This window comes from Methylobacillus sp. MM3, from assembly GCF_001645185.1.
In the GTDB taxonomy this organism is placed as follows: Bacteria; Pseudomonadota; Gammaproteobacteria; order Burkholderiales; family Methylophilaceae; genus MM2.
The window spans coordinates 103,128-115,416 of the sequence record NZ_LXTQ01000001.1 but is presented as its reverse complement, the minus strand read 5'-3'; the positions used below and the strand labels follow the sequence as shown (position 1 = coordinate 115,416).

16 protein-coding genes are annotated in these 12,289 nt (G+C 58.3%); 2 read left to right on the top strand and 14 right to left on the bottom strand.

The window, feature by feature from the left end; all coding sequences use genetic code 11:
- Positions 1-113 precede the first annotated feature (113 nt).
- The 3 genes from A7976_RS00565 to A7976_RS00555 all read right to left on the bottom strand — a co-directional run bounded on the left by A7976_RS00565 (position 114) and on the right by A7976_RS00555 (position 3,137).
- Positions 114-1,238 carry a class I SAM-dependent methyltransferase gene (locus A7976_RS00565; protein WP_067105731.1) on the bottom strand — a complete coding sequence of 375 codons (1,125 nt, stop codon included), beginning with the start codon at positions 1,236-1,238 and terminating at the stop codon, positions 114-116.
- The gene (locus A7976_RS00560) at positions 1,238-2,173 is read right to left on the bottom strand and encodes a DUF808 domain-containing protein (protein WP_067105729.1); all 936 of its coding nucleotides are present in this window, start codon (positions 2,171-2,173) and stop codon (positions 1,238-1,240) included. Before A7976_RS00560 ends, A7976_RS00565 begins: the two co-directional genes overlap by 1 nt.
- A 202-nt stretch (positions 2,174-2,375) precedes the next feature.
- Positions 2,376-3,137: a hypothetical protein gene (locus tag A7976_RS00555; protein ID WP_131800974.1), complete on the bottom strand. Its 762-nt coding sequence runs from the start codon at positions 3,135-3,137 to the stop codon at positions 2,376-2,378.
- Between A7976_RS00555 and A7976_RS15110 the strand changes: the two genes are divergently transcribed.
- Entirely contained in the window at positions 3,136-3,306 is a 171-nt protein-coding gene (locus A7976_RS15110) for a hypothetical protein (RefSeq protein ID WP_165601704.1), read from the top strand. The two genes, A7976_RS00555 and A7976_RS15110, sit on opposite strands and share 2 nt — an antisense overlap.
- Before the next feature lie 749 nt (positions 3,307-4,055).
- Here A7976_RS15110 and A7976_RS00540 read toward each other — a convergent pair.
- Together A7976_RS00540 and A7976_RS00535 are read right to left on the bottom strand one after the other, a co-directional pair.
- The gene (locus A7976_RS00540; protein ID WP_067105722.1) at positions 4,056-4,565 is read right to left on the bottom strand and encodes a BCAM0308 family protein; all 510 of its coding nucleotides are present in this window, start codon (positions 4,563-4,565) and stop codon (positions 4,056-4,058) included.
- Positions 4,566-4,598: 33 nt separating this feature from the next.
- Positions 4,599-5,147, bottom strand: a complete 549-nt coding sequence (locus A7976_RS00535) for an HPF/RaiA family ribosome-associated protein (protein ID WP_067105720.1) — start codon at positions 5,145-5,147, stop codon at positions 4,599-4,601.
- 74 nt (positions 5,148-5,221) lie between these two features.
- Between A7976_RS00535 and A7976_RS14640 the strand changes: the two genes are divergently transcribed.
- On the top strand, positions 5,222-5,557 hold the full coding sequence (locus A7976_RS14640; RefSeq protein ID WP_082877901.1) for a DUF3330 domain-containing protein: 336 nt from the start codon (positions 5,222-5,224) through the stop codon (positions 5,555-5,557).
- 104 nt (positions 5,558-5,661) lie between these two features.
- Here A7976_RS14640 and A7976_RS00525 read toward each other — a convergent pair whose 3' ends face one another.
- The 9 genes from A7976_RS00525 to A7976_RS00485 form a co-directional block, all read right to left on the bottom strand.
- Positions 5,662-5,862 carry a hypothetical protein gene (locus A7976_RS00525; RefSeq protein WP_067105718.1) on the bottom strand — a complete coding sequence of 67 codons (201 nt, stop codon included), beginning with the start codon at positions 5,860-5,862 and terminating at the stop codon, positions 5,662-5,664.
- Positions 5,863-5,895: 33 nt separating this feature from the next.
- A complete protein-coding gene (gene mddA, locus A7976_RS00520) occupies positions 5,896-6,627 on the bottom strand; it encodes a methanethiol S-methyltransferase (RefSeq protein ID WP_067105716.1) in 732 nt (243 codons plus the stop codon).
- A gap of 145 nt (positions 6,628-6,772) precedes the next feature.
- Entirely contained in the window at positions 6,773-7,240 is a 468-nt protein-coding gene (locus A7976_RS00515) for an SRPBCC family protein (RefSeq protein WP_067107180.1), read from the bottom strand.
- Between the two features lie 70 nt (positions 7,241-7,310).
- The gene (locus A7976_RS00510) at positions 7,311-8,957 is read right to left on the bottom strand and encodes a bifunctional aminoglycoside phosphotransferase/ATP-binding protein (protein WP_205633420.1); all 1,647 of its coding nucleotides are present in this window, start codon (positions 8,955-8,957) and stop codon (positions 7,311-7,313) included.
- Between the two features lie 28 nt (positions 8,958-8,985).
- A complete protein-coding gene (locus A7976_RS00505; RefSeq protein ID WP_067105714.1) occupies positions 8,986-10,008 on the bottom strand; it encodes a zinc-dependent alcohol dehydrogenase family protein in 1,023 nt (340 codons plus the stop codon).
- Positions 10,009-10,046: 38 nt separating this feature from the next.
- Entirely contained in the window at positions 10,047-10,544 is a 498-nt protein-coding gene (locus A7976_RS00500; RefSeq protein WP_067105712.1) for a BCAM0308 family protein, read from the bottom strand.
- Positions 10,545-10,572: 28 nt separating this feature from the next.
- The gene (locus tag A7976_RS00495; RefSeq protein WP_067105710.1) at positions 10,573-11,121 is read right to left on the bottom strand and encodes an HPF/RaiA family ribosome-associated protein; all 549 of its coding nucleotides are present in this window, start codon (positions 11,119-11,121) and stop codon (positions 10,573-10,575) included.
- A gap of 20 nt (positions 11,122-11,141) precedes the next feature.
- Positions 11,142-11,591, bottom strand: coding sequence for a CBS domain-containing protein (locus A7976_RS00490; protein ID WP_067105709.1), 450 nt, complete (start codon positions 11,589-11,591; stop codon positions 11,142-11,144).
- A gap of 18 nt (positions 11,592-11,609) precedes the next feature.
- Positions 11,610-12,191 carry a nitroreductase family protein gene (locus A7976_RS00485; RefSeq protein ID WP_088178356.1) on the bottom strand — a complete coding sequence of 194 codons (582 nt, stop codon included), beginning with the start codon at positions 12,189-12,191 and terminating at the stop codon, positions 11,610-11,612.
- Between the last annotated feature and the right edge of the window lie 98 nt (positions 12,192-12,289).

Here is a 12,289-nt window from a genome sequence, read left to right as displayed (position 1 = left end):
ACAATAATTTCCCTTAACTTTATAAAAGAAACCATTGTTATCATAACCCTAGCTTTTTAGATCGTCAATAATGCTAACAATTGTTTTCTTTATAAATTTAAAAGAAACGTTTGTTACCTTTCAATCCCCAATCGCCAGAGTGAGGTAATTTCCTGCGCCCGCGCCGCATGTAGCGGATCGTCCGGGTCAGCGGCCTTGGGATGATGCGGGCGCGTATCGAGGCGCTCGATTACCGTGAGGCCTGCGTTTTCGATGGCGGACAGCAGCGTTTCGCGCGTTCTCAGGCCGAGGTGTTCGGCGATATCGGAGAGGATCAGCCAACCTTCCCCGCCCGGTTCCAGATGATCTTTCAATCCGTCAAGAAAGCCGAGCAGCATGCGGCTTTCGGGGTCGTAGATCGCGCCCTCGATGGGCGAACTGGGGCGAGCCGGTATCCAGGGCGGATTGCAGACGACGAGCGGCGCGCGACCCGCGGGGAAGAGATCGACCTGCTTGATTTCGACCTGATTTTCCAGCCCCAGCCGGGCAATATTCTCACGGGCGCATTGCAGGGCGCGCGGATCCTGATCCGTGCCAATCACATGCTCGATGCCACGTCGCGCAAGCACAGCGGCGAGCACACCGGTACCGGTACCGATATCGAAAGCCAGCACCTGCGACGGCAAGGGGGCCTGATCGACCAGCGCAACGTATTCGCCGCGCACTGGCGAGAACACGCCGTAGTGCGGATGGATGCGCTCGCCGAGCGCGGCGATAGCCACGCCTTTCTTGCGCCACTCATGCGCACCGACGAGGCCCAGCAGTTCGCGCAGCGAGACAATCGATGCCTCGGCGGCAGGGCCGTAGGCTTCTTCGCAGGCCGTTTGGACCTCGGGTGCGCGGCGCAGCGGGATGTGGTAGCCGGCATCGAGCGGAATCAGCAGCATCCCCAGCGTGCGGGCGCGTTGCGATTGCGCCTGACGATGCAGGTGAAAAGCTTCGGCGGGTGTAGCGCCCTGCTTGCGCGGCTTGCGGTCGATACGGCGCGCCATCGCTTGCAGCAATTGCCTGGCGTTCTGGTAATCGCCGCGCCATAGCAGCGCCGTGCCTTCGCAGGCCAGCCGGTAGGCAACATCGGCCTTGAGCGTGTCGTCGGCGACCTGCACGCGCTTTGGCGGCGGCATGCCCACTTCGGAACGCCAGCGGGCGGTATGCTCCGCGCCGCCTTCGGCCCAGGTGATGGTGGGTGCGTCTGTCATCAAGCCGCCCGGACGGCCTTGTAGGCGCGCGCGCCCAGCGTCACGACCAGCAGGATCAGAGCGCCCGCGATCACACCGGCAACGGCGTCCAGCAACATCGGCCCGATGACCGTCAGGAACCCGCCCATCACGGGAATGCCCGATACGCTATGCTGCAGGCTTTCCGTCACATGGTGCCAGCCGGGAATGCCGTGCATCAGGATGCTGCCGCCGACCATGAACATCGCGACGGTGCCGGCAACGGAGAGCGTCTTCATCAATATGGGTGCCGCGCGCAGGATAACGCCGCCTATTGCGGCCAGCACTCCGCCCTTCTTGCTGAGGTACAGGCCGCCGTCGTCCAGCTTGACGATGCCGGCGACGAGGCCGTATACGCCGATGGTCATCACCACGGCGATCACCGCCAGCACGCTCACCTGCGACATGAAAGGCGCGGCAGCGACAGTGCCCAGCGTGATGACGATGATTTCGGCGGAGAGAATGAAGTCAGTACGTACCGCGCCTTTGATTTTCTCCTTCTCGAACGCCACCAGATCGACCGCCGGGTCGGCCACGGCCTTGATCTCTTCGGCATGGTGCGCGGCGTCTTCCGCTTTGCTGTGCAGGAAACGGTGCGCCAGTTTCTCGAAGCCCTCGAAACACAGGAAAGCCCCGCCCAGCATCAGGAGTGGAATCACCGCCCACGGGATGAAGGCACTGATTGCCAGTGCCGTCGGCACCAGGATGAGCTTGTTGATGAAGGAGCCCTTTGCGACCGCCCATACCACTGGCAACTCGCGTTCGGCCTTGATACCGGAGACCTGCTGCGCATTGAGGGCGAGATCATCGCCCAGCACGCCCGAGGTTTTCTTGGCGGCGACCTTGCTCATCGCCGCGACGTCGTCGAGGATGGTGGCAATGTCATCGATCAGGGTTAAGAGACTGCTTCCGGCCATATTGCTGGGCTCCTGTAATTGGTAAAAATTTTAATGCGGCGTCATCGGATAAGCAGCGTGTTTGCGCTAGCGACTTGCGGCCCTGGGTCGTTTAATTTTGCGAGCCTCGCAATGTCCTCAAGCTGCGCATTCCGCCACGCCTTGGCGCGCGTGAGCAGTATACCGTGAGGAGCGTTCTGTAGCCGCTGTCGAATAGGTCGGATCAATGCCCGGGAATGGGTGAAAAATCACTCTTCTTGAGAACGTACTTGTCGTTGATCGAGCCATCGGGCTCGAGAATCTTTTTCTCGGACGCCCATAACTCCATCGCACGCTGTTTCATTTTTTTGCTGGGGTAGGCTCTGGTTTCGACGATCACGCCGAGGGCAAGATTGAAGTTTGCCGGATAGCTTTCACCGGGCTCCGCGGCAGCGGAAACCTCCGGCTGGGTATCAGCCTGTGCCGCAAGCGAGGGCGGCGCAGGGTCATCTCGCGGCGGCGGATCCCTTGCCGTAGCCTCGGCCGTCTGGTCCGGCACGGCGGATGGCTCCCGCGGTTTCGGCTTCGACTTCGGCTTGGGTGCTTCCGCCCGGGCCGGAGCATCGGGAACCACGGCCTGCACCAGAGTTGCCAGCAGCCCATCCGAGTTTTCAGTCCTCGGCTCTGAAAGAAGTAGCGGTGGCGTCGGCATATTGACTTTCTCCGCAGGCGTATTCTCGGTGACAGGATTCTGTTGATGCGTCTGCGACAGCTGCTTCAGGTTTGGCGGCGGAGGCGGTGCATCGTGCAAATACAAATAAACACCCCCTGCGCTGACGGCAATGATGGCCAGGATCACCACAGCCAGCACGACCATTATGGTGAATTTATCCGCATCGTCTCGTTTAGAGGACCTTGGGGAAGGCTGAGTAAAAAATTCATCTCCTCTGGCATGGTGCGGAGGAAGATCGGCAGGCGGGGTGAAATCAATGACTTCGGGCTTCATGTCCGGAAACGGTGTCTCCCTCTTCGGCGGCACACTCGACGCCGGCGCAGCCTTCGGAGACATGACAGGCGGCGATGCCTTGTCTTTCCGCGGGATAGCAGATTTCGCGGACACGCTCGACGCGGGAAAATCTATTTTTGGCGCCATTTTCGGCGGCGCGCTGGCCTGAGGCGCGACCCTGGGCGGCGGGGCTTTGATCCTGGAGGATATGTCCGGCGGCAGAATGGCGTCCTTCGACGCCTCCTTCGGCTGGGGCGTGCTTATCTCTGATTTCACATCGGAAGCAGGCGGCACGCGCACTTGGGGCGACGCCTCTGCAGGAGATGCGGTGAGCATCCGGGGCCTGCGGCGCGGCGCAAGCGAAAGGCCGGGGCTAATTATCGGCTGAGCCGCGCGTGTTGCCGGAGGTTCTGAATCAACCGCAGGCTGCGGCGTGCGGATAGTGGAGGCTTCCTGAAGATCAGTGAGCACCCTGGGCTGCCGCCTGCGCGTCACCAGGGACTCAGACTCAGTTGCCGGCTGCGCTGGCTGGGTAGCCAAAGGCGCGGTAGCGACTCGCGATGGTGTACGGATTGGAGTTTCCGCAGGCTCGACAGCAGTCGCGGCCTGCTGCCTGCGCGTTACCAGGGATTCCGGGGCGGCTGTCGGTTGTGGCGCACGGATGGTCTGAGGCTCGGCGCTGGCAGGCGGGGGCGGAGCACGTGTTGCCCGAGGTTCCGGGCTGACTGCCGATTGCTGCATCCGTGTGACCAAGGGCTCGCGGGAAGTCGCCGGTTGCGGTCGGGGCGATAACTCACCCAAGGGTTCCGGCCGCCGCAAGGGGCTGCCGCAATCATTGCAGAAGCGGGCAGTCTCCTTGTTCTCCCCACCGCATATTTTGCAGAGCATCAGGCCTCCTCCTAAGCCGGGCGATCGCGTTTACCGCGTCCAATGCACCCGCAAGAGATCCTGAGCGGCGTTATGGTGATATTCGAGGTCGCCGTCGAAGCGGTGATGCAATGCCGCACCGAGAAAATGCGCCAGACGAATATCGGTCGTGGTGATCATCATGGCAATGTCGTTACGCTCCTCCTCCATCAGGCGCATCAGCGGATTTTCCAGGCGCTTGCGTTCGGCCTGCTCGTGCAGCAGCGCGATGATTTCATCGGCATGCTCATGGAAAAAAGGGCCGGCCAGCACGACATATCCGGCCGGGTTATTATCCTTCATGCGCTGGCAGGCCGGGCAAACGGCTTGATTGGCACTGACCGGCACAGGGCCCCAGCGCCAGCGCCCTTCCATGAAAATAGCATCGCATTCCAGACAAACCGTGGGCTCAAGCAGAGCCGTGGCCGCTTCCATGTAAGCTCGTTCGGCATGCTCTTCAAAAAACACTTCATCGGGCAAGACCGGGTTGTACCCGGCGGGGATGTCTTTGATCAGGGGCATGGGACTCCTTTCCTGATTAATATCTTGAGCCTCTCAATCCGGCACGTGATGCCTGCCAACGCTGACGCGCTTGGCCTGCGGCCCTTCGTTGCCGATGTCATCGACAAACTTGACCTCGTCGCCCTCCTTCAATTTATCGAAACTGGGGCTGGCAACGTTGTCGCTATGAAAGTAACGCTCGTTTCCGTCCGGCCCGGCGATGAAACCAAATCCCTCCTTTTGTGAGATACGTGCCACATGCCCGACGTGTTCCGGCGCATGTGCCTTGGTCTCGCGCCGCATCCGGCGCACATAGTTTTCAAGCTGGCGCCTGGCGGCATCGAATGCGTCGCGCAGCGCCACGTAAGGGTCTTCGTGATGGTCGCGGCTGACGACCAGCTCATTGCCTGGCACCCCCATGCCGATGCGAATATTGAACTGATTACCCTGCTGGCGATGGCGGTGCGGCACTTCCACAACCACACGGCACGAAACAAGACGCCCGAAGAAGGCGTCAAGTTTTTGCACTTTTTCGCGAATATAGGCTTCGAGGGCATTGGAATGAGGCATGTCGCGGAGGGTGATTTGTAACGGGATTTGCATGTGATATCTCCAGAAATAATCCAGGAACAACTCTTGTTGTGATCAAAAGTTTTCGACAAGGTTCAGGGCAAACAATGCTCGTGGCCGACTTTGTTGATCCTCGAAAACTTCCGGTGCATTTGTGCGTCAGACAAATCATGCCTGCTCGGAGCATGAACGAGCTGCCACTGCCGGATGCGCGAGCCGGAAAATTATTTGAAGGAGAAAACATGGAGCACCCATCAAAGCCCCACGAGGAAGAAAAAATCGCCTGCGCAAGCTGCATGAAGGACATTCCCTTGTCTGCCGCCATAAGTTCGGAAGCGGCAGGATATACGGTTTATTTCTGCGGTATCGAATGCTTCAGCGAATGGAACCGGCAGGCCGAACGGTCAGGCCTGAAGCAGGCAGGAGAACATCAAACCCGATAACAAAAGCAGGGCTGCCTGGCGTCCGCGATGGTGCCGGGCAATGATTGATGTTTTTCCAGCCAACCATTTTCCCGGCGAGCCCTTGCACTTCAAAAGTGTATCGATCATTTTCGATCGATCTGGATGTTCTCTTTGCTGCCGCTACTTGAAACCGCGAGCATGACCCCAATACCGATCGCAATCACGACCCCGATCAAGGTCCATGTCGTCCCAATAGTCTCAAGAACGCCCAGTTTCCAAAGTGCGGCGATAACGCCGCCGATCAGGATGATGTAACCAACAAAAAACATGCCTGTCCATTTCATGGCAAATCCTCCGAAGTGGATGAAACTCTCTTCCTATTTTTTCCTTGGGAACGGAAGAATCATCGAAACCTGTCGCCGATACTTCTCATACGCTTCGCCGTAATAACTCACCAGATCGTGCTCCTCGAATTGAAGTGCAATCAGGATGTATACCGTCGTGATGATGGCAAAGGCCAAATGCCCAACCGTCATGTGCGGCGTTGCCCAGAAAGCGACGATGAATCCCAGCATGATCGGGTGCCGCACCAGTCTGTAGAGAAATGGCGTTTTGAAACCGATATTGGTGTATTCCTGGCCTTTCGAATAAAGATAGACCTGCCGCAGGCCGAATAGATCAAAGTGATTGATCAGGAATGTGCTGGTCAGCACAATCACCCAGCCTATCCAGAAGAGCGCCCACAGGACATTGCGCCCCGCCACGTTTTCGATGCTCCAAACCACACCCTGCATCGGCTGCCACAGCCAGAAGAGCAGAATCAGCGCAAGACTGGATAGCAACACATACGTGGTGCGCTCAACAACCTGCGGAACGAACCGCGTCCACCACCGCTTGAAGGCCGGCCGCGCCATGACGCTGTGCTGGACAGCGAAGAGACCGAGCAATAGCACATCGATCAGCAAGGATAGTCCGAAGGCACCCGCTACGCCCGAATCAATGGACTTCGGCACAACCAGGTTGCCGACGAATCCAACCGCGTAGAGAAATGTGACGAAAAAGATTAAATAGGAAACTGCACCGTAGAACACAGCAAGAATGCGACGCATGACATAGCCCTCCTATATAGAAAAGCAATCTATGGCCTCACCGTAATTATGCGCCGGGATAATGCTAAATGCAGGTTCGATTGAATAAGTGACGAGCCAATTTCACTGTGCAAATTGCGAGAATTCCATATTACCCTCGTTGGGGCTATCCGACATTACGTACCTCGGCGGCAAGGCGGTCGAGGTTTTGCTCATTGGCCTTTTCGACAAACGAAGCGATTCGTTGCTTGTGGGCCGCCGTGTCGAAAACCTGACGCCAACCGACCAACGTCTGGTCACCATGCGCAGTAAACGTGATGGTCATGAAGAAATGATGCCCCTCGGAAAGGTGTTCGAACACCACGCGTTCCGGCACAACGACTTCCCGGAACACACTCTCGTTGGGATAATCCGTCCCGTCCGGCCCGTGCATCACGAAGCGCCAAATACCGCCAGGCCGGAATTCGAACACTTCGAAGGTGCTGGAGAATCCGTCAGGCCCCCACCAGCGGGCAAGATGATGTGGTTCCGCAAACGCGCGAAAGACCCGCTCTCGCGGGGCATCGATGATACGGGAATGGACGAACTCACGATCGGCCGTGGACTTATCACCGGTATTATCAGTTGTGTTCATATGCAGCATGCTCCCATGCAGGTTCGCGCAGTGCCGTTTAACGTCCGTACTCATTCTATCTATGTGAGACTTATCTGCTCAGCAACTTCTTCTCCAACCTGTCCCATACCGCACTGGCACCAATCTCGCCCACTCCATCGTCATTGACGAATTCCACCGCACGGGCGCGCTCCTTTTCTGTCAGCGGCTCATGGACGGTTCGCAGCGTTTCCAGAACATCGAGATTGGCTTCGGATGCGTCGTTCATTTCCGCCATGCGCCGCTGGATGCGCTCTCGCAGCGTCGCTTCGCGTGCCTGCACCGACAAGATTGCAAACGGCACTGCGAGTTCATCCGCCAGCGCCCGGAATTGATCGCGCTCGGCGCGTTTGAGAAAGGCCGCGTCGACGATGACCGGAAAACCGGCGGCCAATGACTCTCGCGACAGCTCATACAGCCGTTCGTATGTTCGCCGCGTGGCTTCCGGGCTGTAGATGTCGTCGCCCGGACGAGAGTGGCTGGATTCCAGCGGAGCCAGGCCAAACAATCGTTTGCGCTCGACGTCGGAACGGATGCGAAAGGCTTGCAGGCGTTCCAGCGCAGCCTGGGCGACCGTAGTTTTGCCGCATGCCGGCAGGCCGTGCATGAGGATCAATAGCGGGCGTTTGCGCGTGAGGCAAAGCTCCGCCAGCGCCAGATGCAGATGGCACCCCGCCATGGCTTCCGCCGTTTCATGCGCTTTAAGACTGTGCTGATGTGCGCGTATTGCCAAAATTTTGGCGCGCACCACGGCGCGATAGGCAAGATAGAAGCGCAGGACGCGCACGCTGCGGTAATCGCCGGTGGTTTCGAGATAACGATTGAGAAACCGGAACGCGAGATCGGCGCGGTTGCGGTACAGCAGGTCCATGGTGAGAAAAGCCACTTCATTCATGACGTCGATCCAGCGAAACGACGGGTTGAACTCGATGCCGTCGAAAGGCACGGGCACGCTACCGATGACAACGATGTTGCCCAGATGGAGATCGCCGTGGCATTCGCGCACCCAGCCTTGTTGCCGCCGCTCCGCGAAAACGGCTTCACAGGCGGCATACTCGGCTTCGCTCCGTTGACGCAGCGGAGCCAGATCGCGCTCGCCATCGCTCATGAGCGATAGCAGCTGCTCGAAATTCTGAAGTATGGGCGCGCGTATCGTGGATGGCTTGCCGTAGACCGCCGTCATATCCGCCGGCGGAAGTGCGATATGAAAAGCGGCAACGGCATCGGCCAGCGCATCAATGTGCGCCGGGGTCACCTCGTTGCGATCCAGCATGCGATCCATCAATTTGTCGCCATCGAAACGATGCATGCGCACGGCATATTCGATGGCCGGCTTGCGGCCCAGCATCGGGCGGTGCAATGTGCCGCCGATACAGATGACATCCTCGTAGAGCGCAGGCGCAAAGCGCCGGTTAAGCCGTATTTCTTCTTCGCAATAAAACTTGCGCGCCTGCAGTTCCGAAAAATCAAGAAAACCCAAATCGACCGCTTTCTTGATTTTATAAGCCTGATGATTGACCAACAACACCCAGGAAATATGCGTTTCTATCACCTGCACACGCCTTGCTGCATGCGGATAAAGCGCAGGATTGCTCAAGGCCTCGATCAGCACCTGCTGATCGACTAGCACATGTGGGCGCAGGTGGCGCACGATCAGGCGGCTCCCGCTTGCCGGGGGTGCGACAATAATCGATACCACAGCATCTTGCGCAATTCCTTGAATATCATCATCGGAATTTCTCCTCGCTGATATTGGGAACGTCCGGGTCCATGATCAATACTGCCGCACCGCGTATCTTGCCCTGCCGCAGCGCATCGAGCGCGCGGTTGGCCGCGCTCAGCGGGAACAGCTCCACTTCGGTTCTGACACCGGCCTTGTATGCCAGCTTTAGAAACTTCTCGCCGTCACGCCGGGTGAGATTGGCGACCGAGCGCACCGTGCGCTCGCCCCAGAGCAAATCGTATGGGAAAGAAGGTACGTCGCTCATATGGATGCCGGCACATACCACCGTTCCGCCTTTGGCGGTATGGCGCAATGCTTGTGGAATCAGCGCGCCAACCGGGGCGAAAATGATGGCAGCGTCCATCGGCTCCGGCGGCGCTTCAGTACTGTCGCCAGCCCATACTGCCCCCAATTCCCGCGCAAAGCGCTGCCCCGTCTCATCGTCCGGCCTGGTGAATGCAAAAATCTGGCGGCCTTGCATGCACGCCACCTGGGCAACGATGTGTGCCGCCGCGCCGAAACCGTATATCCCCAACCGCTGCGCATCGCCTGCAGCCACCAGCGAGCGATATCCGATCAAGCCGGCGCACAGCAGCGGCGCCGCTTCGGCATCGCTATAACCCTCCGGCAGCGCGAAGCAGTAGCGCTGGTTGGCGACGGCATATTGGGCATAGCCGCCATCCAGTGTGTAACCGGTAAATTGCGCCTGATCGCACAGGTTTTCGCGCCCGCTTTTGCAGTAATCGCAGCGCCCGCAGGTATGCCCAAGCCAGGGAACGCCCACGCGCTGGCCTATCGAGAAGCACTCGACGCGCGCGCCTTTATCGGCCACCACGCCAACAATTTCATGGCCGGGGATAAGGTCGTGCTTGGGGTGAGGTAACTCGCCGTCAACAATATGAATATCCGTGCGGCAAACGCCGCAGGCGGTAATCTTGAGTAACACCTGATTCTCACCAGGCACGGGCGCAGGCATTTGAGCCGGCCGCAGGTTACGGCTGGCAGCATCCAGGATCATGGCTTGCATGGGCCGCAATCTCCCTTGGAAATGGGCGGTAGGACGGATTAATGCGTCCAGTTTACGCGCAACAGGTCTTCGGAGGGATTGTAGTGATATTCCAGCTCGCCCTGGTAGGCGCGAAGAAGCGCTTCGCCGATGTTTCTTGCCAGGCGGATGTCTGTGGTCGTGATCAGCGCTTCATCGCCCTCTTCTTCCACGGCCATGATGCGCTGCAGCGGATGCTCGGTGCGCTCCCGGGTTTCATGGTTGTGCACCAGGCTCAGAACCTCATTGCGGTGGGCCTTGAAAAAAGCGCCGCCCAACATGACGTAACCAGCCGGAAAATGATCGTGAATGCGATGGCATGCCGGGCAGATGGCTTTTCGGGCACCCGCTCGCGCTTTTCCCCAATGCCATCGACCATGCTCGAATACCGCCTTGCATTGCAGGCATACCGTAGGTTCGGCAAGCTGGGGTTTGTAGGCGTCGTGTGCCTGCTCCTGAAACAGTTTGTCGTGGCGTTCGATGCGCCGGAACCCTGGCAACATCCGGTTGCTATTCATCACGGCCCCTTTCTTCTTTTTAATCCGATTATTGCGGCAAATGGTGCTTCCCACTACTGATACGCTTGGCCTGCGGTCTTCCGGCATCCATCTCCTCGACAAATTTCACCTCATCGCCTGCTTTCAGCCGGTCGAAAGACGGGCTGATGACGTTGTCGCGATGAAAATACAGCTCCGTCCCGTCTTCTCCAGAGATGAAGCCGAAGCCCTCCTTGTGCGAGATGCGCGCGACATGGCCGACATGCTCCATGACATGCACCTTGGTTTCTCGCCGCAAACGATGCACGTAATCCTCAAGCTGCCGCCGGGCGGCATCGAAAGCATCGCGCAACGCAACGTAAGGATCTTCGTTGTGACGCCGGTTGACGACAATTTCGTTGCCCGGCACGCCAAGCTCGATGCGTATGTCGAACTCCTTACCCTGCTGCTGATGACGGTGCGGCATATCCACCACCACGCGGCAGGAAATAACGTGAGAGAACAGGCCTTCCAGTTTTTTTACTTTTTCGCGGATATGGGTTTCCAGAGCTTCCGAATTAGGCATATCGCGCAGTGTGATTTGCAAGGATGCGGGCATGACAAATCCCTTTCTGTGAATCAAGGACGTGTATGGATTTCCTTCTGCTGCTCGCGTGTTACCAGCCGGGCCAAGGCGTGCAGTTCATTCGCCAATAGCACCAGAAGGTCGTCGAGCGTGATGATGCCGACCAGCGCGCCGGCATCGTCCACGACAGGGAGGCGGCGTACGGCCATGTTGCGCATGTGCTGTATGGCCTCGAACAGCCCTGCGCTCTCTTTGACGGTCGTGAATTCGAGCGCCATGATATCGCCCACGGTCATGACCTCCGGGTCAAGCTCCGGCGCGACGACTTCCATGATGATGTCGCGGTCGGTGACAATGCCTATCGGCACAGTCATGCCGTTTCTCGTTTCCGTCACGATCACGGTGCCGACATGGTTCTGACGCATCAGTTGTGCCGCCTGCAGCACACTGTCCTCAGATTGTGCGGTGACGACTTCCTTGTTGCAGAGTTCTCCGAGTGGCATGGGATGCCTCCTTCGTGGTTATTGCTGCTCGACAGGAATACGATTCAGGATATATGGCTGTCTGCGCGGTGTAGGCTTCGTTTCTTCGACCGGATAGCCGACGACGATGGGCGCAATCGCAGAAAATTTCTCGGGTATGCCGAATCCGGCCTTGATCGTAGCCACGTTCAACGCCGGCAGCGCCGAACCGATCACGCATGTGCCCAACCCCATCGCGCAGGCGGCCAGCATCAGGTTTTCGGCAGCCAGCCAGCAATCGGCGGCGGCAAAAGGGCTCATCGAATCGGCGCAAATGACGATGAGTGTGCCGGCGTCGTAAAAAATGTTCTGAGCGGGATCGGAAAAGGCTTCCAGCGCATGTTCCGAACGCGACCGCCCAGACCTTCGCAACTCATTGATAAACAGCGGCTTGGCGCGATCCGACAACAGGCGAAGCTCCGATTTGTCCTGGATGACGGCAAAGGCCCATGCTTCGTCATGAAAGGCGGTGGGTGCATGAACCGCAGCTTCGAGAAGAAGACGAACAGTCGCGTTGTCGACTGCTTGAGATGTATAACAACGTACCGAGCGACGCGCGAGAATCGCTTCAAACACACTCATTTCAACTGCCTGGTATTGCATCGACTGCTACCTACCTTATCAAGTTATGCGTTATGCATTTCAAGGTAGCAATATTCGGGAGCGGGCGTAATCCGCGC

What these genes read in the sequence shown, in the direction of transcription:
- A7976_RS00500 (WP_067105712.1), bottom strand. Translation starts at nt 10,544, where the DNA reads ATGAATAGCAACCGGATGTTGCCAGGGTTCCGGCGCATCGAACGCCAC.
- mddA (WP_067105716.1), bottom strand. Translation starts at nt 6,627, where the DNA reads ATGCGTCGCATTCTTGCTGTGTTCTACGGTGCAGTTTCCTATTTAATC.
- A7976_RS15110 (WP_165601704.1), top strand. Translation starts at nt 3,136, where the DNA reads ATGTCCGGAAACGGTGTCTCCCTCTTCGGCGGCACACTCGACGCCGGC.
- A7976_RS00540 (WP_067105722.1), bottom strand. Translation starts at nt 4,565, where the DNA reads ATGCCCCTGATCAAAGACATCCCCGCCGGGTACAACCCGGTCTTGCCC.
- A7976_RS00515 (WP_067107180.1), bottom strand. Translation starts at nt 7,240, where the DNA reads ATGAACACAACTGATAATACCGGTGATAAGTCCACGGCCGATCGTGAG.
- A7976_RS00555 (WP_131800974.1), bottom strand. Translation starts at nt 3,137, where the DNA reads ATGAAGCCCGAAGTCATTGATTTCACCCCGCCTGCCGATCTTCCTCCG.
- A7976_RS00495 (WP_067105710.1), bottom strand. Translation starts at nt 11,121, where the DNA reads ATGCCCGCATCCTTGCAAATCACACTGCGCGATATGCCTAATTCGGAA.
- A7976_RS00525 (WP_067105718.1), bottom strand. Translation starts at nt 5,862, where the DNA reads ATGAAATGGACAGGCATGTTTTTTGTTGGTTACATCATCCTGATCGGC.
- A7976_RS00505 (WP_067105714.1), bottom strand. Translation starts at nt 10,008, where the DNA reads ATGCAAGCCATGATCCTGGATGCTGCCAGCCGTAACCTGCGGCCGGCT.
- A7976_RS00490 (WP_067105709.1), bottom strand. Translation starts at nt 11,591, where the DNA reads ATGCCACTCGGAGAACTCTGCAACAAGGAAGTCGTCACCGCACAATCT.
- A7976_RS00535 (WP_067105720.1), bottom strand. Translation starts at nt 5,147, where the DNA reads ATGCAAATCCCGTTACAAATCACCCTCCGCGACATGCCTCATTCCAAT.
- A7976_RS00485 (WP_088178356.1), bottom strand. Translation starts at nt 12,191, where the DNA reads ATGAGTGTGTTTGAAGCGATTCTCGCGCGTCGCTCGGTACGTTGTTAT.
- A7976_RS00560 (WP_067105729.1), bottom strand. Translation starts at nt 2,173, where the DNA reads ATGGCCGGAAGCAGTCTCTTAACCCTGATCGATGACATTGCCACCATC.
- A7976_RS14640 (WP_082877901.1), top strand. Translation starts at nt 5,222, where the DNA reads ATGCTCGTGGCCGACTTTGTTGATCCTCGAAAACTTCCGGTGCATTTG.
- A7976_RS00565 (WP_067105731.1), bottom strand. Translation starts at nt 1,238, where the DNA reads ATGACAGACGCACCCACCATCACCTGGGCCGAAGGCGGCGCGGAGCAT.